Source organism: Pseudomonas sp. Q11, from assembly GCF_024494355.1.
Classification (GTDB): Bacteria; Pseudomonadota; Gammaproteobacteria; order Pseudomonadales; family Pseudomonadaceae; genus Aquipseudomonas; species Aquipseudomonas hefeiensis.
Genome location: NZ_JAKNQY010000002.1, coordinates 21553 through 46673, shown reverse-complemented (window position 1 = coordinate 46673; position 25121 = coordinate 21553). Strand labels below are relative to the sequence as shown.

The window sequence follows — 25121 nt, the reverse complement described above, 5'->3', positions numbered from 1 at the left end:
ATTCAAATCTTAGGGCTTCAAGCCTGCGGAGCACCGGCGAAGCGCGTAGTGCCAGCCATCGGCACGTGCCACTTCGCAGCGTGCCGGGTATAGATTTCCAACTGCGGCTGCACGTCACTTCGCTCATCGAGCGTTCCGGACTTGACCAACAGCAGCCCGGGCAAATTGGTCGCAACGGTGATCACGGGAGATCCGCAACTGGCGCAAAAATGGCGATAGGACGGCAGACCGCTGTCACCGACATCGACAAAAATGTGGGTCTCGCCCCGTTGCTCGTATTGATCTTCTTTCACCAGCAAGTTGACGGAAAATGCACTGCCACTGGCTTTCTGGCAGTGGGTGCAGTGGCACACCACCGTCGCTTGCGGCTCACCCTTGAGCACATATCGAACCGAACCGCATAAGCAGCCCCCTTCGCGGTTTTGCATGATGCTTTTCTCCTACCGAGGTCACTTGATTGACGGCCAGATCCTTCTCACGGGTTATTACCCCTGGAACGAAATCGTTTTCGCAAAATAGCCGTGGTTGTACGATGCGTCAAGCGAGTGATGAAGAATATTAAGGCGTCAGCCGTGCAGGACCCTGACTGCGCATGAAGTCGATGAAAGCCTGAATGCGCGCGTCAGTCGGGGAGCGCCTGTAATAGGCGATGTGCACCGGACTGGATGGAGCCTGGTTGTAAGGCGCCAGTAGTTCGACCAGCTCACCACGATGACGATCAGCCACCACCGAAAAGTCCATCAGACACGCAATGCCTTCATGGGCCAATACCAATTGGCGCAGCATTTCGCCATGGGACACACACAATGCCGGGGTGATCGCGTAATCGCCCTGTCGGCCGCTCGATAGTGGCCATCGATTCAACGGATCTGCACCGATGTATCCCAGCAGCCGATGACTCGCAAGATCCTCAACGCGTTGCGGCGTCCCATGGCGTTCCAGGTAAGTCGGCGACGCCATCACCACTCGCCGACAATCTCCCAGGTGCACGGCTCGCAAGGAAGAGTCCGCCATCACACCAATGCGAATCGCCACATCGGCGTGTTCCTGGATGAGATCGATCATCTGATCACTGGTGCGCAGCTCTAACGTGATGTTGGGATAGGCTTTGGCGAACTGTGGCACCAGCGGCAGCAGCAAGTGATCCATGAACGAAGCCGACGTGTTGATGCGCAGCAGTCCACTCGGATAGTCGATGGTCTGCGTCAGATTGGCCTCGATGTCGCTCAGCGACTCCAGCACGTGATGACTGCGTTCCAACAGGTATTGCCCGGCCTCGGTCAGTTGCATACGCCGCGTGGTGCGCACCAGCAACGCCACCTTGAGACACTACTCCAGCGCTTTCAGCAATCGGCTGACCGATGAAATCGGTTGTCCCAGTACGTCGGCGGCAGCACTGAGCGAGCCCTCTGCAGCCAAGGCTTGCAGCAGTTAGCAAAAACGGAAAGATGCCTAAGACGTTCATAAAGCCCGTTGCGTCGCTTCTGTCCCATGTTAGTATGCAGAAAATCCAACGAATACGTTTTCGTAAATTTTGTTTTTATCAACCGAAAAGCAGACCGCACACCAACACGAGTTATTGGAGGGTGCCCATGACCTGGTCCGGACGCGACATGCGATTTGCGATCCACGAGAACGGTACGGTGGAGCTGTCGCGGGAACAGGTCGAGCCAACAGAACCGGATGGCGATGAGATCGTGGTCCGGATTGAGGCTACACCGGTCAACTCCCGCGACGTCGGCCTGCTGTTAGGTCCAGCCGACCTTTCCCGGAATGAAGAAGTCGGCGATGAAAACCGTTACCTACTGACCCTCAACGTCTCCCCCCCTGCCCCCTTCCATTGCCTGTCGACTCGTGAGTCGCTGCCCATTGGCAATGAGGCCGCGAACGAGGAATTTCTGATTGATCCCCAACTGGGCTAGCACTATCGAACGTTCGCATTTTCCTTGATGGAGCCATCATGCTTGCTGTCGACTCATCATCCATTTCGCCATTCAGCGTCCGTCAGCGGCTCGTTGACGCGGCAGTCGAGTTATTCGCATCCCACGGATTCCAGGCCATCAGCTTGCGTGACCTGGCAGGTCACGTAGGGCTGCACGCCGGGTCGCTGTACCACCACATCGAAAACAAGGAAGGCTTGTTGTTCGAGCTCATTGAGTCCGCTTTGTCAGACCTGCTGGTCACGACCGAGCACCGCCTGAACGATGCCAAAAGCCCTGCCGGACGGCTGCATCGCTTTGTCCAGGCCTTTGTCAGCTTCACTTTGAATGAGAAGGACCGATTGGTATTGGTGACCCGAGAGTTCGTGAATCTCAATGAAGAACATAAACATCAGGCAAATCGGTTAAAAAATAATCATCGAACGTTGTTGTACGAAATTATCGCAGAAGAATGTGGCGTGCAGGACAAGCAGGATGTGAAGACCAGCCTAATCACCTGCACAATCATTGGAATGCTCTACGGCCAATTACAATGGAACGAAGTAGAGACTACTGAACAACACCTGACGGAACTGCTCACCGATTGCGTCTGGTGCATTATTGCAAGCAGCAAGGATGATGCTCGGTAAGCAAAATATTGAGTCGATGACGATTTGACTGAAGGCAACCAGGTGTCGGTGGCTGCGATAGCCAGCCTTCGAGAGCCGATGCTTATCTGTAAAAGTCTCAACCCGATCGGACACCCGTCCTGAAAAAGAACGGACTACCGGGTTTGATGGTGGTGCGAGCAATCACCAACCCAAGAGGGGTGGTCCCGCATGAACGTTGTAAATCAACCGCTGACGCCCCGCCTGAGCAAGCTTGCTTGCACCTGCGTCCTCCACGACAGCATCTATCAAGGACTCCCCTTCGTGGCCCTGCTGCGCTATCTCATCAACCAAAGTATGCAATTCTGGCAGGCAGATAGCCCTCTAGCGGAATCTTCTTCGCCAGGCTTACGGAAGACAACATTGGTATCCGACTCGATATGAGTAGCGCTTGTCACGCACGAAAGGAATGAACCCAAGCTATCGTCAACTTACTTATCATGCTGGGACTAAAAGCCTCTGGGACAAATTTCGATATTGGTATCACATCCGAAAAACCCACCCAGAGTCAGCCGTTTTGTGGGGTAAAACGCGGAGAAATAAAAAAGGGTCGCGAGATAAAATCTCGCAACCCTTGAATAATATGGCGGGACGGAGTGATTCGAACACTCGACCCCTAGCACCCCATCTCCTTTTGCATACTTCTTGAAAGATTTCAAAATCTGGCTCTGGACTTTTCTAAGCTAGTAATTACTTGAGCCCCAGCGGTGTTCTGCTCTACGAGAGTCCAGTAACGTCCATCAAGAGCCGACGTTTTTGTGGGGGTAAAAGTAGGGGGAGTCCATTTCATGGCCAAAATCACCATCAAAGAACTCGAGTCGCTGACCGCCAATGATGCCTGCCGCATCCTCAGGGAAGATGGCAATCTCGCCGGTCGAGTCTCAGTGAGTAAGGACGGTGTGTCGGTCAGCTTTTTATCGTTATCGCTGGGGCGGCCAGAACAAAGAGTCACGCCTGCGGATCCTGGCCACGCAAATCCCTGACCGACATCCGCAAGGCGCGTAACCAGGCCAGGGCGCAGTGATCAGCGTCTCCGAACACGATGTTTGGACGCTGATCCGGGCCGTGGTCAACCGCGGCGTTCACCGACAAGCCATCAGTTTCTTCGCCGACCTCACTCAGATGTTCATCTGGGCCAGAAAACGTCAACCCTGGCAGGTCTTACTGATCGAGGGCGATCCATTATTCCCGTGGCCGAGATAGCAACCGGATCTAGACCGGACGGATCCCGGTTTCCTCCTGAGAGCTCTTAAGGATCTCCGGTGGCAAGACAGTATCAAAGATTTATCCTATCCATGCTTTCGAGTTCGAGTACCCGTAACTGTTGCAACCGACTGCATGTCCGCGCGTAATCCATATGCGCGCTGGCGGTAAACAATGCCAGGGGACCTTCCTCGGTGATCAGAATTAACTCAATACCGCTGTCGTAGAGAATGTCGATTAAATTGAGAAAGCGCTGCTGAACGTCGATGCCCTCACCATCAAATGTCGGTACTGCGGTAATGGCCAATCGTTTGAAGGTGCAGCTGAGCCAGAGAAAGTCGCCGCAGGAACGGGGCATGCGGCACAAGTCCTCAAAATCCAACCAAGCCGTCGCTTGCTGCCGCGCCCGCAATTTCATGGGGCGATGATTCACCTCCACCAGCACGTTGCGCTCGGCTGACCAGTCGAATTGCAGTCGTCGCTCAACCCAGTCCGCCTGGGCATCAGCCGCTACCTGTGCCAACACACCCCAAACGTTACCGCCCTCGACGTTCAGCCGATAATCTTCGTCACCGTCTAGATGATGGATATGGAAGCGGCGGTCAATCATCTCGATGGTCGGCTTGAAGCGGTCCCGGTAAAGAGGGTTCGGACACAGCGCTTGGGGAGCATAGTTGGAAGTGGCTACCACCCCGACCCCCTGATCTACCAGTTGCAACAGAAGACGGCCAAGCAACATAGCGTCGCCAATGTCATGCACATGAAACTCATCAAAACATAACAGTTGAGTGTCCGCTGCGATTTCGCTGGCGATAAGAACCAGCGGATTGCGCTGACCAGTGAGCTGTTTGAGACGTTCCAGAACGCCTTGCACAAAGGCGTGAAAATGCACGCGTCGCTTCGCCTCGAGCGGAGCAGCGGCGAAGAAGGCATCCATCACGAAACTCTTACCGCGCCCGACACCACCCCACAGATATACTCCAGCTTTCGGAGCCGGTAACCAAACCCGTCTTTCACGCAGCCAACTTCCCAGCCACTTGTCGAGAAGTTTGATGGCGGCCCGCTGAGACGGGTCAGCGCGATAACCGCGAGCCATGAGCCGCATCTCTATGTCCTGTTCGACTTGCGACACGATAAGTTCGCCTCTTCTTTGACGCTGCCGTTGTAGAGTTTCATAAATCAACGAATACGAACTTCACTCTCCATGAAAGTAATTCAAAGCGGCATGCTAACCTGGCTAGAGAGCCACTTGAGTACTAACTCTCGAAGAGAGTTGTCTGCGAGAACTTTCGTAATAGAACAACCCGAATTATTTACTCGTAAATGGATGTTTGACGCTCAGATCGAAAAGCGCTCTACGAGCCCGTGCATGTCGGCCGCCAGCCGGGAGAGCTCGGCACTGGCCACAAAGGTCTGCTGCGCTCCCGTGGCGCTGTGCATGGACAGATCGCGAATACTCGTTAAATTACGATCCACTGCATGCGCCACTTCGGCCTGCTCTTCAGAGCTCGCGGCAATGTGCATGTTCATCTCATTGATCTGGTCGATAGAATGGGAAATTTCCGTCAGAGCCGCTCCCGCCTCATGGGCGATCAACAGGGTGTCCTGAGCCTCCAGGCAACTATCGCGCATCGCCTGGGTAACCTGCTCGGTGCCCAGACGGATCCGCTCGATGATTTGCGCAATTTCCCCGGTCGACTGCTGGGTACGGCCCGCCAGAGCCCGGACTTCATCCGCCACCACCGCGAACCCGCGGCCCTGCTCCCCGGCCCGTGCAGCTTCAATGGCCGCGTTCAGCGCCAGGAGATTGGTTTGTTCGGCAATGGCCCGAATGACCGCCAGCACCTGGCTGATATCCTGAGATTGCATGGCCAAATGCTGCACATCGTTGCTGGTACTCTGGACGGTCATGCTCAATTTTTCGATAGCGGTAATGGTGTGCTTCACACGATCCGACCCCGTGTGGCTCGACGCGCCCGATGAGCGCGCTGCCACAGAGGCTGAGGCCGCGTTACGGGCCACTCCAACTACCGCGACCGCCATCTGGTTCATTGCCGTGGCGGCCTGTTCAATTTCATGATTCTGCCGGAGCAGACCGCGACTGGACTCACCAGTGACTGCGCTCATTTCTTCAGCGGCCGATGCCAAGTGGGTCGACGAATCACCGATCAGGCGGATCGTCTCACGCAGGCTAACTTGCATGGTCTTTGCCGATTTGAGCAAAGCCGAGAGTTCGTCTTTGCCTTCGATCACAATCTCGCTTCGCAGATCGCCGCGAGCAATCGTGTCGTTGATCGACAACGCATATTTCAGCGGTACCACAATGCTGCGAGTAAAAAAATAGGCCAACGCCAAGGTCGCCAGCACAGCGCTGAAGATCATTGCGATAATGAACTGAACGCCGTTGTCATAGGTTCGCGCGGAATCAATGCCAGAGCGGCGCACCTTATCAATGTTCAGTTGTATCAGTTGGTCGAGGGCCTGCTGCATTTGCCTGGAGCGCGGCACATGCTCATCCAGCAGGGCCTCGCCCTCTACGTTCCGGTCTTTCTGGCTGAAGTCGATGCAATTCTGCGCCAGGCGGGTCAGACGCAGGATCCCATCGGAGACCACTTTGAACAGCTGCTGCCCATTGTCGTCGTTGACGTACGCGCCATACCCCTTCATTTGCGTCAGCAGTGACGCGCGAAGATCCCGGATGTTTTGGATAATGACGTCCTTGTTCGCCATGTCGGGTTGCCCAACGAGCCGGCGGCTTTCGAGCATCAGCTTCAAGGCTGTGGCGTCGATCCGGTCGGCGGCTATGACACTGGCCATTGAGTGCTCTTCGACATCCGCGGCGAAAGTACGGATGGCGTGCAGGCTCCACAGCGAGATCAAGCCCAGGATAATCAACAGTGTAGTAATAACGGCAAAACATAGAGCGGCTCTAACAGAAATTTTCATATTCCTAAACAACATCGCAATTTTCCTACAGATGGCGCTCACCCATAAATTTCACAAACTTTTAGGTGGTGAAACTGGCTGGCAAAGTTGGGGGTTACTGCATAAAGCTGGACCAAGCGCTCGACAGCATTAGTATCAACCAGTGGAAAAAACCAAGCAGCGTCTGAGGTCCATCACAACTTCCGGGGGACGTGCGCCGTGTGGCGGGTCTACTACTTGAAGGCACAGTAATAGAAAAACCATTAGCTTCATGAATATCCCAAAAGTCGCACGATACTGTGCGCGACCTAGATGCGGTTCACGCAACAGGTGTAAGAATAAGTTATAAACAGGGCGTTGCATCCAGCTCTGTTTATCCTAAGCTAACTCACTGAAAAAATGTCTACTTCCAATTGTTGCGACGCTTGCGCCAGACTTTGTATGGAAAGGTTATTGCTGCGAGACTTTCGCGCCATGACATCTACCCGTGAAGCTATTTCCACTACTGCTTCAGTCTGGTTACTCAACGCTTGGGAAATCTCATCCACAAGTATCGCCGATGAGTGTGCACCTTCGCGGATGTGCTCCATGGCGAGCCCCGCTTCTTTTGCCAATGCAACGCCATTATTGGCCCGCATGACTGCCGCTTGCATACTGTCCACCACCTGCGTCGTGTGAGTTCTTATGCGCTCGATCATCTCAGTCACTTCCCGGGTGGATTGTGCGGTCCTGGCGGCCAGGTTACGGACCTCGTCGGCCACTACGGCAAATCCTCGACCGGCGCCCCCTGCTCGTGCGGCTTCAATGGCAGCATTCAGTGCCAACAGGTTTGTCTGCTCAGCGATGCCTCTTATGACCTGGATAATGGAATGAACTTCCTCAGAGGATCGTCCAAGGGCGACAATCCGGGTAGAGGACTGATTGACAGCCTCGACGATCCCCTCAACACCCCCGATGACGTTGGCAATCACGTCGCTACCTTTTTGGGCCAAGAGCTCCGACTGACTTGAAATACTTTTCGCAGTGATAGCCTGCCCAGCAATCTGACTGATTGCAGCACCCATCGACTCCAACGCTTGTGCCATTGTCAGAGCACCCGTTGCCTGAGTGCCGGTGCTGTCAGCGATGGAAAGAATCTGGTCATTCAATGATCGGGCTGAGCCCCGCAATGTCTGCTCCTGTTCGCAGCGTTGTAAACACCTCGCTCGCCAACTCAATTGGACATCTAACAGGGTCTGCGCAACTTCCCAGCCGCTCCCCCCCTTTGCTGTAATAGGTTCCTGGCTAAAGTCACCGCCACCCATCGTCTGCGCCACAGCTACCGCGTGTTCACAGACTACAGATAGCCTCGTCAGATACCGGTTTACCTGCCAGGACGTCACGAGCAAGCCAATGGCCAATACGGTGAAACACCGCCGGGCAAAACGCTCGTCGGTGCTCAATGCGCCGAATACGGCGATAGCCACCAGCGCCAACGTCACGACAGCCAGAGCTCGCCTGGTACATATACTCATTTCGAGATTTCCTGACAGAGCGATAGGGGTTTAGATTGGCCCGTTAGCCATCATCAGGGTAACGGCCCGATCCGCCACGGCCATCACTGGTGCGTTAGTGTTAGCGCTGATGATATTAGGCATCATGGAGGCATCAATGACCCGCAACCCCGATACACCTCGCACACACAGATCACCGTGTAGCACGCTCATTGGGTCATGATCAGGGCCCATTTTGCAGGTGCCTACGGGATGGTAGTTGCTCTCGGTGGTGCGCTTGAGGTACTCCATCAACGCCTCGTCCGTTTGCACTTCGATACCCGGCTGAATCTCTTTGCGGATGATGCCAGCCAAAGGTTCTGTCGCAGCGATCGAACGCAAGTACTTGAGTGCCTGCAACAGGCGCGAGCAGTCACTGGGGTCGCTGAGCCAGTTGGGATTGATCAGCGGTTCATCATCAGGATTCGCCGAGCGTAAACGCACAGTGCCCCGGGACAGCGGCTTGACCAGATTGGCCATCAAGGTGAAGCCGTGCGTCACATTCTCTTCATCCTCCATGGGCCACATCACACCGACTCCGTAGATCTGTAAGTCTGGATCCGAGAGCGGGTCATCCAAGTTGATGAAAGCCATGGTTTCGGCACCGTTTGAGGAAATGGGGCCATCATGAAAAGCAAAGTAACGCAGCGCATTACGCACCGCTGGCCACCCCTTGTCTTCACCGTAGTAGCCATAGGCGCCGTTGGTGGTCATCGACAGCAATGCCGTGTTGTGGTCTTGCAGATTCTCCCCCACCCCCGGTAAATCGACTCGCACGTCGATGCCGTGCTGGCTCAGGTGCTCGGCAGGACCAATGCCTGACAACATCAGCAATTTTGGCGTAGCAAAAGCGCCGGCGGCCAGGAGTACTTCTGCGTCGGCATGAGCCTGGTGCAGCGATTGCTTTTGCTGATACTCGACCCCAACGGCCCGATCATTGTCGAACAGGATTTTATTGACGCGAGCGCCAGTGATGACCGTTAGCAAGGGGTTGTCGAGGATCGGTTTAATGAATGCCGTGGATGCGCTGCTGCGTTCACCACGCCAAGTGGACGTCTGCAGGTAACCGACTCCGTAAAGATCACCGGCATTGAAATCCGACCGGAACGGCAGGCCCGCACGCTGCATTGTGCGCACAAAAATGTCGGCAGCCTCAACCCGGTAACGTGGATCTGAGACCTTCAGTGGCCCCTCGGCGCCATGTGCATCGTTATCGAAACGCTGATTGCCTTCCTGACGCTTGAAGTAGGGTAGCAAGACGTCCCAGCCCCACTGCGGCTGTCCCAGTGCGATGTTCCAACGCTCGTAATCCTGGCGCGAGCCGCGAGTGTAAGCCATGGCGTTGACAGAGCTGCCACCGCCCATGACATTGCCTTGCGGCACGCGCACCACACGCCCGTTCATCCGCAACTGCGGTTCGGATTCATACTGCTTGACGTAGGGGCTTCCTTCGAAAAGCATCTTGAACGTCGCGGCTGGCATTTTCAGCAGCATGCTTTTGTCCACGGCGCCCTGCTCGAGCAATAACACTCGCTTGCCGTGGTCCACAACAAGGCGGTTTGCGGCAACACAGCCGGAGCTGCCCCCACCGACGATAATGTAATCGTATTTCATGAGATACCTGCGGTAGAGGGCTCAAATGCCGGGGAAGTAGATCGCTTGGGACTCGAGAAAAGCGTCCAGGCCTTCGAGACCGCCTTCACGTCCCATACCTGATTGTTTGAACCCGCCAAAAGGAACGTTGGGCGCCATCTGCAGACCATTGATGGTCACGTTGCCGGTCTTGACCTGACGCGCAAAGGCAGCCGCACGCTCGGTGGATGCGCTGAAAACGCTCCCACTGAGGCCGAAATCGCTGTCGTTGGCCAGGCGCAGAGCATGGGCATCGTCGTCGTAGGCGATGATCACTACCACCGGACCAAAGATCTCCTGGCGTGCAATCGTCATTTCAGGCGTCACGTCGACGAACACCGTTGGCTGAATGAAGAAACCCAATTCACGTCCTTCGACCCGCGCACCTCCCGTGACGATTCGCGCGCCTTCCTCTAACCCGGTCTGGATGTAAGTCAATACGCGCTCATATTGAGCAGCGCTGGCCACCGGCCCCAAGTGAGTCGTGTCGTCCCAAGGGTCGCCAATCGTCAGGGTGGCAATCGCCTGTGTATAGGCGGTGACGAACTCTTCATAGCGCGACCTGGGAATCAGCAGCCGGGTTTGTGCGAAACAAATCTGTCCGGAAAACGGCATGCTGAAATGGGCCAGAACGCCGACAGTCGTTTGCAGGTCGGCGTCATCCAGCATGATGGCGGCGGATTTACCGCCCAACTCCAAAGTGAAACGCGCCATGCGCTGGATGCACACGTTCGCGATGACTTTGCCCACTGCAGTGCTGCCGGTAAAACTGACCTTGTCCACCCCGGCTGACGCCACAAGATGGGCACCTTCCTCGCGATCTGCAGTGACAACATTGATCACGCCGGAAGGAATTCCAGCTTCCTCAGCACATTCGGCTAACACTAGAGCATCAAAGGGTGATTCCGGGGGCGATTTGATAACCACGGTACAACCCGCCGCGAGCGCGGCGCCCAACTTGTAGGCCAGGATAGGTAACTGCGCGTTCCATGGAGCAATTAGTGCAGTGACCCCCACTGGATGACGGACGACATTAGCCTTCCCTTGATAGGTATCGCGTATTTGAGTGAATTCGAATGTTTCAGCCAGCTGTGCGTAATACTCGAGCATGCTCGGCGCAACACCGGAAAAAAGGCCGGCAAATGCCACCGGCGCCCCAACCTGTGCAGTCCAGAGACGGATGAACAATGGCAAACGATCATTGACGATCTCTGCAAATTGCCGCAAATGCACCGCCCTCTCCGGACCTGTCATGCGCGCCCAAGGCCCAACATCGAAAGCCTCACGTGCGGCAGCAACGGCTTGATCGATATCGGAAAAATTCGCCAATGGGATATCGCATACGGGCACTTCGCTCGAAGGATCAATCAGCACGTTGCGCTGGATTCCTTGCACCGGCAACCACTGGCCGCCAATAAAAAAACGTGAACGAACATTATCCGATAGCTCTCTTTTGAAATCGAAGACAGGCTGTTTCATGGCAACTCCCGGTAATTAGCGATGGTTGTTCAGAATTTGTAGCCATAACCCATCACGACATAGCCGTACTTGACGTCGATGGTCGAACCGCTGCTTTTGCCGGTGCCAGTAACGTGTTCACTGATGTCCTTGACCAATCCAAAGGTCGCCTCCCCGCTATCGCCTATCGTGCGTGTCACGCCAGCGCTGTAGGACTTGTGCAGCAGCCCGGGGATCAGAATGTTGGCGACGAGCGAATCACTGGCGTACTGACGGTTGGCGTAATTGATGCCCGTACGAACCGTCCACTGATCATTGAGTTGATAGGCCAACCCCAGGCGCATGTTGTGCTGATCGCGCCAACCGAAGGTCTGGTCACTGTTCAATGCTTCGACCTCTGACCAGCGAATCAACCTGTAATCGAATGCAACTGTCAGTTTGTCGGTGGGTCGCCAAGCCAATCCGGCACCGAGAATCTCGGGACTATCGAGCTTGCCGTCGGAGACCGCCAATAGATCATCCTTGTAGCCGTCGAAGCTGCTGGCTTTCTGTTTACTGATATAGGAAACACCCAGTGTCAGAGGAGCAATGGGAGTCCACAATGCACCTAGGCGGACCCCATAACTCCAAGCGCCTTGGGTGCCGTGGTTTGGCAATATGGCTGGACCAGCAGGTGTCGGCAACGCAGCGCCTCGCACAAACAGTGACTGGTAGGCCGCAGTAATTGAAACACCTACCGAAAAGTTGTCAGTCACTTTGTACGCCAATGTCGGTGCAACGCCGACCTGTTTAAGCATCGCCTGAAACCGTGGCAACCCCTGATTCTGAAACAACGGGCCATCGTAGTCCCAGCCCACACCTGCACCAATTGAGGACACACCAACGCTTAACTTCGGTGAAAGGTCGTAATTGAAACCAAACTCGGGAATAGGGACTGTTTTATGGCCGCGCAGACGATTGTCCGGGGAGCCGTAAGTCGCCTCATTGCTGCCGATGAACAGTTGAATGTCCCCGTCAACTCTATTACCTACATAAGCCATGCCTGCCGGGTTAGAAGCAGCGGCCATGGAGTCTTGTGGCAATGCAATTGCAGCCCCGCCCATCGTCACACTTTTCAACCCTTGCCCATCGGTATATAGACCGTTGGAAGCCTGTGTTATCGCTGGAGCGCCTAACACCAAGCCTCCCATACAACCTGCCAAAGTCCGGACGACGTAATGCCTGAACGTATTGTTCATGTTCCCTCTCTTTTATTTTTATGGTGAGGCGACAGCAAGGTAACTAAGCCGAAACCGGATAGTCGTTAGTGTAATTTTTTAGGGCGCAATCATGCCGGTATACCCCCAGCAAGCTTGATACTTCGCTCATGCCGAATCGAAGGCAAAAAGGTCTTATTGGTCAGAGCGTAACGGCATGTAACCGCCGTCCTGTGAAGCGATGGTAGGGAGGCCAATGGACACTAGCAATGCGATCTGGCGCATGACTGTTATCGAATAAAAGCATCGCTCAGACGGGTAGCATCAGTGAGCGCACGGCGATGGACCTTTGTCGGATTTCTTCACGAATCACTGAGTCGATAAGTCCTAATGCTTGCTGGGTTAACAGGTTACATGGCCGATGAGTCGAAGTGGCCAACCAAAGACTGGTGGCCAGTTCCGGCTCTATCGCCCGAACACTCAGAAGTTTGTCGAGGTGACAGTTATCATCACCGATGGCGTTCATTGGCAGGAGTGCGTGGCCGTGTCCCCGCCGCACCAGCTCGTGGATGGCCGGGATGCTCTCTATCTCGTAACGAACTTTGATTTTTCGCTCCACCGTCGCCAGGGACTGCTCAAGCAAGAGACGAATATTGTTCGGTCGTCCCGGGATGATGAATTGCAGCTCGGCGAGCGCTTCAAGGCTGATAGATCCGCCAATCGTGACATCGTCGTCTGGGGTGCGCGGCGAGATCAGAAACAGTGGCTCTTCCGCCAGAGGCAGGAGATCCACATTCGCCGTAGGCATGGTGTTATAGACCACTCCGCAATCGAGTCGGCCAATACCCAACCACTCGAGAATATGGGTCGACAGCCCCTCCACCAGGCACAGCGTCACACCAGGAAACTGTTCACGGAACGCCTCTACCAATGGAACCGTAGCGGTGCGCCCCAAACTGGGTGGCCAGCCCAGAACCAAACGCCCTTCGGCGACATTTCGGTGTTGATCAATGTCGGCTCGAGCCAGATCGATTTGCCGAAGAATGCCTCGCGAATGTTTGAGCAAACGGGTGCCCGCCGCCGTGAGCGTAACGCCACGACCTGTGCGCTCGAACAGTGACGTGCGCAGTTCGATTTCCAACTGGCGGATCTGACGGCTCAGTGCCGGTTGAGCGATATCGAGAAAAGCCGATGCCTTACTGAAACTACCCAGTTCCGCGACCTGACTGAAATATTCAAGCTGTTTGATGTCCATTCCAATCCCGTTTTTTTAGTTGTTAGGGTTGGCTGATTGTGCCGTTGCATTACTTAGCAGAATGCACCCCACCGGCTGGTATCACAACTACAAGCACTAGCGAACAGCGTTATCGAAATTTTGCATAACTGCTAGTGGCGGTGCGTCATTGATCGACTCCGCCGCTAGCCCTCACTGTTGACCCCAGCTCATGACTAATGGGCCTCCAATAAAAACGTAACCGTCCGCCTGCGCAGGTTCACTCCTCCCGGTAGTTCGGTACTTCAAGAACAGGATTTAAAAGATGGACCAGACAAGCCTGATCCCTGTGGTTCAAGACAGCATTCCCGACGAGCGCGGCCCTGGACGCTACCAATATCTCACCCGCACCAACCGCGGAACACCGGCCGGCGAACTCCTGCGCCGCTACTGGCAGCCCGTTGCTCTGGCTGATGCCGTACCACCCGGCTCGGCGCCTTTCCCTGTGCGGATCATGGGCGAAGACCTGGTGCTGTTTCGCGATGATAAAGGTGAAGTCGGCCTGATCAATCGCAAGTGTGCGCACCGCTGCGCAGACCTGGCTTTGGGTCGTATCGAAGATGGCGGTCTGCGCTGTCCATATCACGGCTGGCTGTTCGACGGGAAAGGCAAATGCCTTGATCAACCGGCGGAACATTCCGCCACTGCGAAGGACAAGGTACGCACTCACTCCTATCCATTGCATGAAGCAGCCGGTGCGTTTTGGGTCTACATGGGGCCTGGCGAGCCGCCGATTTTTCCTAACTATCCGGCGCTCGCAGGCGGTGATGAACACCGTTATACCTGCCGTTGGCGGGGTGACTGCAACTGGCTGCAAGCCAGTGAAGGCAACATTGACCCGGTGCACACCTCCTATCTGCACCAGGTGAATCTGGCCGACGAAACCATGCAGGCGCGCTGGGGTGTATTTTCAAACAAAGCGCGTCCGATCATCAGCATCGAAGACACCCGGTTCGGCGTTCGTCTTTATACCAAGCGCGCCATTGGCGAAACCCGCGACACCTCAATCCGAATCACGAATTACGTCATGCCTAACGCTTGTGCGGTCGGTGGATTTGAAGGTTACCTGGGAGATGGCGGGCTCACCATGTTGTGGGACGTGCCGATCGACGACCACGCACACTGGCGTTGGGAATTCATCTATCACCGCAGCGGACAACTCGATAAGGAAAGTCTGGAGAAGCAATACCAGGCCGAAAAAGATGAGCACGACCGCATGCTGCGTGCCGATGACCCGCTCTTTATGCAAGATCGCGATTCGATGAAAGAAGCTGCCTACTTGGGCATGGGCGAATGTTTCTCTGTGCACGATATTGCAATCACCCAATCCCAAGGCGTCATCCACGATCATACCCATGAGCATTTGGGCGCAACGGACGTGGCGATCATGCGCGCACGCCGGATGCTTGACGAGGGCGCCCGCGATGTACTCGAAGGCAAGGATCCACGCGGCGTGGTGCGCACGATCGAAGAAAACAACTTCAAAGACATGGTGGTGATCACAGGCGTCATTGACCCTAATACCAGCCAGGAAGCGTTTTGCACGCTCCACTCCGAGGACCACCTGTTCGCACCTGAAACCAGCGGAGGTCGTGATGTTTGAGGTCACCCTTACCCGCAAGGAGCTTGAAGCCGATAATATTTTTCTGTTCGAGTTCCAGCACCCTGATGGTAGTGCGTTGCCACCCTTCACGGCGGGCTCGCACATCGACGTACAAGTCCGGCCTGGACTGATTCGCCAGTACTCGCTCTGCAACCACCCGCAAGAACGCCATCGCTATCAGTTGGGTGTATTGCAAACCACAGACTCCCGCGGCGGCTCCAAAGGCATGCATGAGGATTTGCACGTTGGTCAAACGGTGTGGATCAGCGAACCACGCAACCTGTTCGAGCTGGAACCGGAGGCCGCTCATTCCCTGTTATTCGCTGGCGGTATCGGCATCACTCCCATCCTCAGCATGGCTGAAGTCTTGAGTGATCAGGGGCAGTCGTTTTCCCTCTTCTACTTCGCCCGGAGCGCCGCCAGCGCTGCATTCGTCAAGCGAGTCGAAGCGTCGTCCTACAGCAGCAGCAGCCGATGCCAATTCGATGACGATGGCGGTCAGGCGCGCCTGGACGTCAGAGAGTTGCTCAGTCATCCGCAGCCGCACAAGCATCTCTACATTTGCGGCCCCGGTGGGTTCATGGATTTCGTCCTCGGCGTCGCACGCGAACTGCATTGGCCAGAGGCAAATCTGCACCGTGAATATTTTAGCGCGCCCGCTAGTGGCGAAGAACAAAACAGTGATCAGTTCGAGATCCAAGTAGCAAGCACCGGCCAGGTTCTTGAAGTCGGCCCTCAGCAAACGGTCACGGATGTGTTGCTGGCGGTGGGTATCGAGATCCCGGTTTCCTGTCAACAGGGCATCTGCGGCACATGTGTGACGAAGGTGCTGGATGGGGTTCCTGATCATCGGGACTACTACCTGAGTGATCGCGAAAAAACCTCAAACGACCAATTCACGCCTTGCTGTTCACGCGCCAAAAGCAAGCGGTTGGTTCTCGACCTTTAACCCGGAGCCGGCGAGTGACCCCGCTCACTCACCGGCACTGCCTTTTTCTTAATGGTCTGACTCGTAACAGTCACCAGAATAATGATCGTGTATTCCGAACAAAAACAACAACGGAGACAACGCATGATTTTTTTACCTCGCTGTATACGCAACGCCGCTATTCCCGTCGGAGCATTCGCTTCGCTTGGCGGTTTTTCAGAAGCCTGGGCGCTGGACGTCTCGCCCGGTGCTTACCTGCCCGCCCCGGCTGGTAGCAGCATCGCAATGCTGTATCTGGGAGGTGGGCGGGCAACTGAATACCACCCGGAAAAAGGCGCGACCCTGGACCACGGCACGCAACTGGATACCCGGACTGGACTGATTCGGCTGTTCCACATGATTGATATCGACCAGACGAGAGTTCAGGTGCAACTCGGGCTGCCTTTCGGTTCACAAAAACTGAAAGTGAGCGGCAACCATGTTGGCGATGATTCAGGCCTGGCCGATCCATTCGTGGCGGTGACAGCGTGGCCTCTCAACGACACGGTAAATAAACGTTATCTGGGGATCACCGGCTACCTATTTTTGCCGCAGGGCAGCTATGACCACGACAGCAAAGTAAACATGGGAAACAACCGCTATTCCGCCGCCCTGCAAGCCGGCTATGTCCATAGCTTCGGCGCCTGGCGCGCTGAGCTGACCGGCGACGTCAGTTGGTACGGCGACAATACGGAATCAACCCCCGTCAATCGCACGTTCAAGCAAGATCCTGTCTACACCCTGCAACCGTGGCTCAGTTACACCTTCGCCAACACGGTCACCACTTCTATTGGGTTGACCCGAACCTGGGGAGGTGATTCGACCTTGGATGGCATTGATACCGGGAGACGTTCGGACTCTACCCGCGCGCGAGCCGGATTGGGTTACTGGATCAGGCCAGACGTGCAGCTGTATTCCGAGCTTACTCGCGACCTGCAAGTGGATGGTGGCTACAAGTTCGATTACTCAGGCTTTGTGCGTATTGGCTACTTCTTCTGATTATTGAAAGACAAAGGTACTCCAACATGTCAAACGAACAAAAATCCGCACTGGTGGTGAGCGCACATTCGGCCGATTTTGTATGGCGCGCCGCTGGTGCGATTGCGCTGCATACCCAGCAAGGCTACAAAGTTCACATCGTATGCCTGTCCTTTGGCGAAAGGGGCGAGTCGGCAAAGATGTGGCGCAAAGGTGAAATGACAGAAGATAAAGTCAAGGCTGGACGTCGGGCCGAAGCCCAGGCTGCAGCAGACATCCTTGGCGCCAGTATCGAGTTTTTCGACATTGGTGATTATCCAATGAGAGCGGACAAAGAAGTGTTGTTCCGTCTGGCTGATGTATTTCGACGGGTGCAGCCGGCATTTACATTGAGCCACTCTCTCAAGGACCCCTACAACTACGACCATCCATTGGCGACGCACCTCACCCAGGAAGCGCGCATCATTGCCCAAGCCGAGGGCTATCGGCCCGGGGAAAAAATCGTTGGCGCCCCACCGGTTTACAGCTTCGAACCGCATCAACCGGAACAGTGCGAATGGAAACCCGACGTACTGCTAGACATCACGCCCGTGTGGGAGCAAAAGCTGGCCGCCATCAAATGCATGGCCGGGCAGGAGCATCTCTGGGAGTACTACACCCGTGTAGCTTTACAACGTGGTGTTCAAGCCAAGCGGAATATCGGAATCACGGCCCAGCGCGACATCATTTATGCAGAGGGCTATCAGAGCATCTTCCCACGTGTAACTGGAGACTTGTCATGAGCGGGGTCGCAATTCGAAATTTACCGCGATTCTCCCCGCAAATCGGCGAGGAACTGGCGGCATTGGGAGTGGCAACAGTCCATGAAGCTCAGGGCCGTAGCGGGCTGCTGCAGACCTACATGCATCCAATCTACAAGGGCGCGGCGATTGCTGGTCCGGCGGTGACTGTCCTTGCTCAACCCGGTGATAACTGGATGCTGCACGTGGCGGTGGAGATGTGCAAACCTGGAGACATCTTGGTGGTGGGCTGCACCTCGGAAAACCAAGACGGTATGTTTGGGGACCTGCTTGCGACCTCGCTCATGGCCAGGGGCGTGAGGGGCTTGATCATAGATGCAGGCTGTCGAGACGTGTCCACGCTAACCCAAATGGGTTTTCCTGTCTGGTCGCGAGCGATCAGTGCCAAGGGCACGATCAAGGCTACCCTGGGGTCGGTCAATGTTCCAATCGTCTGCGCCGGCGCTTACATCGTTGCCGGCGACGCAATCGTGGCTGACGATGACGGTGTTGTCGTAGTGCCCCATTCAAACGTGGAGAAAGTGCTCGCCGCAGCCAAGCAACGTGAAGCACTGGAGATTGGCAAGCGTAATCGGCTAGCCAGCGGCGAGCTTGGGCTGGACATCTATGATATGCGCCCAACCTTGCAGGCACATGGACTCGTCTATTACGACGACCTGCTTCAATACCAAGATCAAAACGCTGGCTAAAACACGTTTGTTAAACCGACCCTGGTTAATGCCGGGGCCGCATTAAAATTAAACTTAAACTAACACTCACTGCAATGCGAGCTTGCTTGTCTATAAACTTCATCCAAGAGACTTTTATATAACTCATTGAATCGGGCACTCCCGAAAAACTGGAGTACACAAAGGGTTCCAAGCCGAGCAGGCAGTTATTACCAATAACATCGTCGGCTTGGATGAGTCGATTTACTCCGAATAGCAGTTTGACAACAACCGACACTTCGGACTGGCGTTTTGACTCGACGTGCAATGGGAATTCGCATGACCAGATCTGTATGGGGCAGCTAATGCCATTCATACCGCGACGACTCGTGCACTCAATGCTAGTAGCAAATTGAGCGATGCTTTTATTCGATAACAGTCATGTTCCGGATCGCATTGCTGGACTTGGTAGGGCTACCTATCATGATTTAACGGGACGGCGGTAATTAAACACCTCTGCATCCTGACTAATAAGAAGCGACGATTGCGAGCACAATGATGACTCAGACTTCGATCCCTTGCCTTTTCATGCGTGGAGGTACTTCACGCGGACCTTTTTTTGATCGGGCTGATCTGCCGGGCGATATCCCTACCCGCGATCGTGTCCTGCTCGCCATCATGGGCTCCCCCGATCGTCGACAAATTGACGGCATGGGTGGCGCCCATCCGCTGACGAGCAAAGTGGGCATTGTTGGTATCAGTAATGTTCCGGGTGTGAATCTGGAGTTTCTCTTTGCACAACTCCAGCCCGACAGCGATCGAGTCGACACCACGGCCAATTGCGGCAACATGCTCGCTGCCGTGGTGCCGTTTGCCCTGGAGCGCGGATTGGTTAAAGCCCAAGGCGATGTGACAACATTGCGTGTACTCACACTCAACACCGGAATGCAGTGTGACATCACCGTACAAACGCCGAGTTCCGGTGACGCGCGTCACGTCGAATATGCGGGCGCCACACGCATCGATGGTGTACCGGGGCAGGCTGCTCCTATCGGTATCAACTTTCTTGAAACCGCCGGATCGGTCTGTTCAGGTTTACTGCCTACCGGCAATCGGCGCGATCGAATCACATTACCGGACGGCGTCTCCTTGGACGTGACTTGCATTGACAATGGCATGCCAATGGTCCTCATTCCCGCCAGCGCGCTAGGGCGCACAGGTTCAGAACCCACTTCAATGCTTAACGCCGACGACGAGCTCAAGACCCAGCTTGAAGCTTTGCGACTGGTGTGCGGCGACTTGATGGGGCTGGGAGACGTCAGCGCGCGCAACTACCCAAAAATGTGTCTGATTGCCTCCCCGCTACAAGGTGGCAGCATCGTCACTCGCTGCTTTATTCCCCATGTATGCCACGACGCTATCGGTGTGCTGGCCGCTGTCACCGTCGCCACCGCCTGCGTCCTTACCGGCACGGTAGCTGACGGACTGGCCGAGGTGTCCGGTGGGCTTAAACAGACCGTCAGCGTGGAACACCCGACAGGCGAATTCACTCTGGAACTGGGCCTTGAATCTTCCCCCGACGGTCGCGACCCCACGGTGACGAGTGCCACCCTGTTACGAACCGCTCGGCTGTTGATGCGCAGTGAGGTCTTCATCCCGCGGGTCGTCTGGCCTGGATTCATGGACTGATTCCAGTCTAAAAAATGCAGCGTTCCACCTCCATCGAGAGTAATCATGACTAGCGATATCACCCCCGGCTGGCTTAATTTTCACCCCGATCCAAGTAAGCCATCCTTTCAATTGCCTCCGGGCGCTGTGGATGCTCACTGTCATGTGTTCGGTCCCGCGGCCAGTTTTCCCTTCGCACCAGAAAGAAAATACACACCGTGCGATGCGTCCAAAGAACAGTTGTTCGCCTTGCACCGACGCCTGGGGGTTGACCGCAGTGTGATCGTGCAGGCCACCTGCCACGGCAGTGACAATCGAGCATTGGTCGACGCCTTGCTGCACTCAGGCGGTCGGGCTCGTGGCGTCGTTACGCTCAAGAACAACGTAACCGACGAAGAATTGCAGGAGCTTCATAGCGCAGGTGTAAGGGGCGTGCGATTCAACTTCGTCAAGCGACTGGTGGACTTCACTCCTCGTGAAGAATTACAGGCTATTGCTCAGCGTATCGCGCCATTAGGCTGGCATGTGGTGGTGTATTTCGAGGCGCAGGACTTACCTGAGCTTTGGGATTTCTTCGTTGGTCTGCCACTGCCAGTGGTGGTCGACCACATGGGTCGCCCGGACGTCGGTGAGAATGTTGACGGACCGTCATTCGGCCTGTTCCTGCGCTTGCTCACCGAGCACTCCAATATCTGGACGAAAGTCAGTTGCCCGGAGCGTTTGAGTCTCAGCGGGCCTGCGGCCTTGAATGGCGAATCACATCCATATCGCGATGCCATTCCTTTTGCCCGAAAGGTCGTCGAAACGTTCCCTGACCGAGTGCTTTGGGGGACGGATTGGCCCCACCCCAACCTCAAGGATCACATGCCCGATGACGGGCTGCTGGTGGATGTCATCCCACGCATAGCGATCACCGCCGAGCTGCAACGCAAGCTGCTGGTCGACAACCCGACACGTTTGTATTGGGCATGACTCATCGGCGAAACCAGCCTTTTCAACCCTGATTTTTCTTACCGGAGCCGCTATGAATCGGCCAAAAGACTACGACGACATACCCGGCACTTATGTGTTCGACGGTAGCCACCATCGTAAGGGCTATGCGCTGAATATGTTCTGCAAATCTCTGGACCTGGCTGAAAACCGGGAGGCGTTTCGACGCGACCCCTTGGGGTATCTGCAGCGTCACCCGATGACAGAACAACAACACGCCGCAGTGATGCAGCGCGAATGGCTAGAAATGTTGAGGCTGGGTGGGAACATCTACTACACGTTCAAATTGGCCATCTTCGATGGGCTGAGCATGCAGCAAGCAGGTGCAGCCATGTCTGGCAACGGAATGTCTCTCGAGGCGTTCCAGAAAATGATGCTCGATGGCGGTCGCTCCATCGTTGGCAATCGCAGCAAGAAGGAGCAAATGCATGGCTGACTTAATTGGCGGGATAGGCACGTCTCATGTGCCAGCCATTGGCGCGGCAATCGATCACGGCAAGACCGGCGAATCCTATTGGAAACCCTTATTCGACGGAGTAGAACCTGCACGCGCGTGGATTGCCGAGCACAAGCCGGACGTTTGTATCGTCGTCTACAACGATCATGCTTCGCAGTTCGATCTGTCGCTGATCCCGACCTTTGCCCTTGGCATGGGAGCGACGTTCGATATTCATGATGAAGGTTATGGGCCACGGCCTGTGCCGCAAGTGCACGGTGATCCTGACTTTGCCTGGCACCTTGCCGAGTCCCTGATTCTCGACGAGTTTGACATGACTCTGGTGACCGACATGACCGTCGACCATGGGTTGACGGTGCCATTATCGTTGGCCTACGGGCAGCCTGATGCATGGCCGTGCAAGGTGATCCCTTTGTGCGTGAACGTCATTCAATACCCTCCCCCAACGGGTAACCGCTGCTTCCAATTGGGCAGGGCACTACGTCGTGCCATCGACAGTTACGACAAAGACATCAAAGTCGCTATTTTCGGCACGGGGGGCATGTCCCATCAGCTTCAGGGCGAACGGGCAGGATTGACCAACCGGGAGTATGACCTCCAGTGGCTGGATCAATTCGTTAGTGATCCGGCCACGCTTCTGAATATCGGACACACCGAGTACCTGCGTGAAACAGGCTCGGAAGGTATCGAACTCGTGATGTGGCTGATCATGCGTGGTGCTATGAACGAGCGAGTCCGCGAGCTGCACCGCTTCCACCATATCCCCGTCTCCAACACAGCCTATGGTCTGCTGGTGCTGGAAAATGACTGATTCAGACACCGGGGCCAGGGTACGGATTGCGCTGGTAGGCCTTGGCGCGTTTGGGCGAAAACACCTGGACGTGCTGGCAAACATTGAGAGTGCTGTAGTCACAGCGCTGGTGGGTATCGATCAGGCACAAAACTGCTTGCTCGCAGCCCACTATGGTATTGACAGGACTTATTGCGATTTCGATTTTGCGCTGGCGGATCCAAATATCGACGCGTTGATTTTATGTACGCCCACGCCCTTGCATGCTTCCCAGGCCATGCGGTGCCTGGCGGCTGGCAAGCATGTACTGGTGGAAATTCCGATGGCGGATAACCTACCTGATGCCGAACGCCTCTTGGAGGTAAGCGCCAAAAGTTCTTGCGTCGCGATGGTCGGGCACACGCGGCGCTTCAATCCTTCTCATCAATGGCTCCATCAGCAGATATATGAGGACCGTCTACGTCTCCAGCATCTCGTGGTTTCCACGCATTTTATGCGTCGTGAGAATCTGAACGCCGAAGGCCAGCCTAGACAATGGACCGACAGTTTGTTGTGGCATCACGCTGCACATACCGTCGACCTTTTTCAGTATCAGACAGACAGTGAAGTCATTGCTTGGAACGTGCTGGAAGGTCCTCTGGATCCGCAATTGGGGATCGCCATGGACCTTTCATTGCAACTCAAGAGTAACAACGGAGCGTTATGCAGCTTGAGCCTGAGCTTCAATAACGAAGGCCCCTTTGGTAGTCATTTTCGTTTTATCGGAGATCGAGGTACCTACCTTGCCCGGTATGACGAATTGAGCGATGGCTATGGGTTGCCCGTCGACCTGTCGAGTACCGGTCCATATGCCGATGGCATCGAGTTGCAGGATCGGGAGTTCATCGATGCGATACGCAACGATCGCGAGCCGCGCTCCAGTGTGAGCGGTGTCATGAACTGCTACCGATTACTGGGTGCGATACAGGATTCGATGCCCGCCCGCATAGGCTTCACCCCACCCACGGACTGACGTTCGTACTGATCAATAACCCAATCACAAGGCAGAACAATAATGAATAATGCTGCTGATATCTTGGACACTATCAAACAGGGAAAAATGAGTAACTATCAAATATTGATCGTTGCGCTTTGTACCCTTATTGCTGGCCTGGATGGCTTTGACGTTCTTGTGGTGGCCTATACCGGTCCCGCAATATCGATAAATTGGGGACTTGCCCCCACCGACCTTGGGTTCTTATTCAGTGCCGGTCTGGCAGGAATGGGACTCGGCGCTGTTGCAGTTGCGCCGATCGGCGACATTGTCGGGCGAAAGCCGACGATCATGTTTTGCATGATGCTATTGCTGGTAGGGATGGGATTATCCGCGTTTACAAGCGGACTCGGCGAGCTGGCTTTTATGCGTGTGGTCACGGGGATCGGCATTGGCGGAATTCTGGCCAATGTGAACATCATGGTGACTGAATATTCGTCGGCTCGCCGAAAAGCATTGTGCGTTTCGCTTATGGCGCTCGGGTATCCAGTAGGCGCTACGTTGGGCGGAATCTTTTCCGTGTTTCTCATTCAAGCGTACGGATGGCAGTCGGTTTATTTGTTTGGTGCTGGCGCCGCGGCGCTATTGCTTCCTCTCATCTGGATTGCCATGCCAGAGTCGGTCGACTACTTGATTGCTAAAAAACCGGCCAATGCTTTGGAACGTTGCAACCGGATTTTATCGAAAATGGGAATGCCCCAACTGGACCTGCTTCCCACTCATCACTCCGTAACGGACACCAAGCCTGGCTTATTTGCGTTGCTTAAGAGTGGCGACATGGTCAGTCGATTGTTTTTCACCAGCGTCGTTTATTTCACAGTCATGATGACTTGTTACTTCCTACTCAGCTGGACACCGCAAATCCTCACACAGAGTGGTATGACTCAAACCATGGGAATTTCAGGTTCTTTGTTAATGAACCTAGGGGGAATAGTAGGTTGCTTGGTCTATGGCTTTCTGGCTCAGAAACTGGGGCCTAGAGCGTTAGCTGCAGCATTCATGCTGGGGCTGGTCATTACCGCCGTGGCGTTTGCCGCCGCACCGGGGGCGAGCATGGCTCTACTGGTAGCAGCCATTGCAGTAGGCTTCTGCTTGTTCTCCGCGGTCAATTCGCTTTACGTACTGGTGCCAGGCGTCTTCCCTGTACACGTACGAAGCACTGGCACCGGCATTGCCATGGGCGCGGGCCGGCTTGGCGCTGTGGCAGGGCCGCTTTTAGCTGGGTATCTGATAGCGATGGGTCTCGATAAAACCATGTATATCGCGATTCTCTCGGCACCTATGATCATTGCAGCGATCGTCTTGGTTAAGCTAATACCTTTCCAGGAATCGGCCAAAAAAACGTAGATATTTCGCTAAACCCAATAGCAACGAGCAGCAGC

Annotated in this window: 23 protein-coding genes and 1 pseudogene; 14 read left to right on the top strand and 10 right to left on the bottom strand. The window is 55.1% G+C overall.

The window, feature by feature from the left end; translation table 11 throughout:
• Positions 1-17: 17 nt before the first annotated feature.
• The 3 genes from MA884_RS02280 to MA884_RS27940 all read right to left on the bottom strand — a co-directional run bounded on the left by MA884_RS02280 (position 18) and on the right by MA884_RS27940 (position 1419).
• Complete coding sequence (locus MA884_RS02280) at positions 18-428, bottom strand: GFA family protein (protein WP_256228819.1); 411 nt, start codon at positions 426-428, stop codon at positions 18-20.
• A 130-nt stretch (positions 429-558) separates the two neighbouring features.
• On the bottom strand, positions 559-1320 hold the full coding sequence (locus MA884_RS02275) for a LysR substrate-binding domain-containing protein (RefSeq protein WP_256228818.1): 762 nt from the start codon (positions 1318-1320) through the stop codon (positions 559-561).
• A 9-nt stretch (positions 1321-1329) separates the two neighbouring features.
• Positions 1330-1419 carry a LysR family transcriptional regulator gene (locus tag MA884_RS27940; protein ID WP_371134717.1) on the bottom strand — a complete coding sequence of 30 codons (90 nt, stop codon included), beginning with the start codon at positions 1417-1419 and terminating at the stop codon, positions 1330-1332.
• A 173-nt stretch (positions 1420-1592) separates the two neighbouring features.
• Here MA884_RS27940 and MA884_RS02270 point away from each other — a divergent pair, with 173 nt between their 5' ends.
• From MA884_RS02270 to MA884_RS02260, 3 genes and pseudogenes are all read left to right on the top strand, one after another.
• Positions 1593-1922, top strand: a complete 330-nt coding sequence (locus MA884_RS02270) for a hypothetical protein (RefSeq protein ID WP_256228817.1) — start codon at positions 1593-1595, stop codon at positions 1920-1922.
• Positions 1923-1960: 38 nt separating this feature from the next.
• Positions 1961-2569, top strand: coding sequence for a TetR/AcrR family transcriptional regulator (locus MA884_RS02265; protein ID WP_256228816.1), 609 nt, complete (start codon positions 1961-1963; stop codon positions 2567-2569).
• 806 nt (positions 2570-3375) lie between these two features.
• Positions 3376-3769 (top strand): annotated as a pseudogene (locus MA884_RS02260) (Arm DNA-binding domain-containing protein); the annotation flags it as partial.
• Positions 3770-3863: 94 nt separating this feature from the next.
• Here the strand turns inward: MA884_RS02260 and zapE are convergent.
• From zapE to MA884_RS02225, 7 genes are all read right to left on the bottom strand, one after another.
• Positions 3864-4922: a cell division protein ZapE gene (gene zapE, locus MA884_RS02255; protein WP_256228815.1), complete on the bottom strand. Its 1059-nt coding sequence runs from the start codon at positions 4920-4922 to the stop codon at positions 3864-3866.
• A 206-nt stretch (positions 4923-5128) separates the two neighbouring features.
• Complete coding sequence (locus MA884_RS02250; RefSeq protein WP_256228814.1) at positions 5129-6736, bottom strand: methyl-accepting chemotaxis protein; 1608 nt, start codon at positions 6734-6736, stop codon at positions 5129-5131.
• Between the two features lie 362 nt (positions 6737-7098).
• Positions 7099-7779: a methyl-accepting chemotaxis protein gene (locus tag MA884_RS27935; RefSeq protein ID WP_371134726.1), complete on the bottom strand. Its 681-nt coding sequence runs from the start codon at positions 7777-7779 to the stop codon at positions 7099-7101.
• A 480-nt stretch (positions 7780-8259) separates the two neighbouring features.
• Positions 8260-9861 (bottom strand): GMC family oxidoreductase, encoded by a 1602-nt coding sequence (locus tag MA884_RS02240; RefSeq protein WP_256228812.1) that lies wholly within the window; start codon positions 9859-9861, stop codon positions 8260-8262.
• Between the two features lie 21 nt (positions 9862-9882).
• Positions 9883-11358, bottom strand: coding sequence for an aldehyde dehydrogenase (locus MA884_RS02235; protein ID WP_256228811.1), 1476 nt, complete (start codon positions 11356-11358; stop codon positions 9883-9885).
• A 29-nt stretch (positions 11359-11387) separates the two neighbouring features.
• Complete coding sequence (locus MA884_RS02230) at positions 11388-12575, bottom strand: OmpP1/FadL family transporter (protein ID WP_256228810.1); 1188 nt, start codon at positions 12573-12575, stop codon at positions 11388-11390.
• Between the two features lie 268 nt (positions 12576-12843).
• Positions 12844-13788, bottom strand: a complete 945-nt coding sequence (locus tag MA884_RS02225) for a LysR family transcriptional regulator (RefSeq protein ID WP_256228809.1) — start codon at positions 13786-13788, stop codon at positions 12844-12846.
• 283 nt (positions 13789-14071) lie between these two features.
• Here MA884_RS02225 and MA884_RS02220 point away from each other — a divergent pair, with 283 nt between their 5' ends.
• The 11 genes from MA884_RS02220 to MA884_RS02170 all read left to right on the top strand — a co-directional run bounded on the left by MA884_RS02220 (position 14072) and on the right by MA884_RS02170 (position 25086).
• Complete coding sequence (locus MA884_RS02220; RefSeq protein ID WP_256228808.1) at positions 14072-15409, top strand: Rieske 2Fe-2S domain-containing protein; 1338 nt, start codon at positions 14072-14074, stop codon at positions 15407-15409.
• Complete coding sequence (locus MA884_RS02215; RefSeq protein ID WP_256228807.1) at positions 15402-16358, top strand: PDR/VanB family oxidoreductase; 957 nt, start codon at positions 15402-15404, stop codon at positions 16356-16358. Before MA884_RS02220 ends, MA884_RS02215 begins: the two co-directional genes overlap by 8 nt.
• A gap of 123 nt (positions 16359-16481) precedes the next feature.
• Positions 16482-17375, top strand: coding sequence for a transporter (locus MA884_RS02210; protein ID WP_256228806.1), 894 nt, complete (start codon positions 16482-16484; stop codon positions 17373-17375).
• Between the two features lie 26 nt (positions 17376-17401).
• The gene (gene galB / locus MA884_RS02205; RefSeq protein WP_256228805.1) at positions 17402-18136 is read left to right on the top strand and encodes a 4-oxalmesaconate hydratase; all 735 of its coding nucleotides are present in this window, start codon (positions 17402-17404) and stop codon (positions 18134-18136) included.
• Positions 18133-18843 (top strand): 4-carboxy-4-hydroxy-2-oxoadipate aldolase/oxaloacetate decarboxylase, encoded by a 711-nt coding sequence (locus tag MA884_RS02200; RefSeq protein WP_256228804.1) that lies wholly within the window; start codon positions 18133-18135, stop codon positions 18841-18843. Before galB ends, MA884_RS02200 begins: the two co-directional genes overlap by 4 nt.
• A gap of 516 nt (positions 18844-19359) precedes the next feature.
• Positions 19360-20490 (top strand): 4-oxalomesaconate tautomerase, encoded by a 1131-nt coding sequence (locus MA884_RS02195; RefSeq protein WP_256228803.1) that lies wholly within the window; start codon positions 19360-19362, stop codon positions 20488-20490.
• 45 nt (positions 20491-20535) lie between these two features.
• Positions 20536-21441 (top strand): amidohydrolase family protein, encoded by a 906-nt coding sequence (locus tag MA884_RS02190; protein ID WP_256228802.1) that lies wholly within the window; start codon positions 20536-20538, stop codon positions 21439-21441.
• Between the two features lie 52 nt (positions 21442-21493).
• Positions 21494-21895 (top strand): protocatechuate 4,5-dioxygenase subunit alpha, encoded by a 402-nt coding sequence (ligA, locus tag MA884_RS02185; protein ID WP_256228801.1) that lies wholly within the window; start codon positions 21494-21496, stop codon positions 21893-21895.
• Positions 21888-22727 carry a class III extradiol dioxygenase subunit beta gene (locus MA884_RS02180; RefSeq protein ID WP_256228800.1) on the top strand — a complete coding sequence of 280 codons (840 nt, stop codon included), beginning with the start codon at positions 21888-21890 and terminating at the stop codon, positions 22725-22727. The genes ligA and MA884_RS02180 overlap by 8 nt, the downstream gene beginning before the upstream one ends.
• Complete coding sequence (locus MA884_RS02175) at positions 22720-23718, top strand: Gfo/Idh/MocA family oxidoreductase (RefSeq protein WP_256228799.1); 999 nt, start codon at positions 22720-22722, stop codon at positions 23716-23718. Before MA884_RS02180 ends, MA884_RS02175 begins: the two co-directional genes overlap by 8 nt.
• 42 nt (positions 23719-23760) lie before the next feature.
• Positions 23761-25086 carry an MFS transporter gene (locus MA884_RS02170; protein WP_256228798.1) on the top strand — a complete coding sequence of 442 codons (1326 nt, stop codon included), beginning with the start codon at positions 23761-23763 and terminating at the stop codon, positions 25084-25086.
• Positions 25087-25121 lie beyond the last annotated feature (35 nt).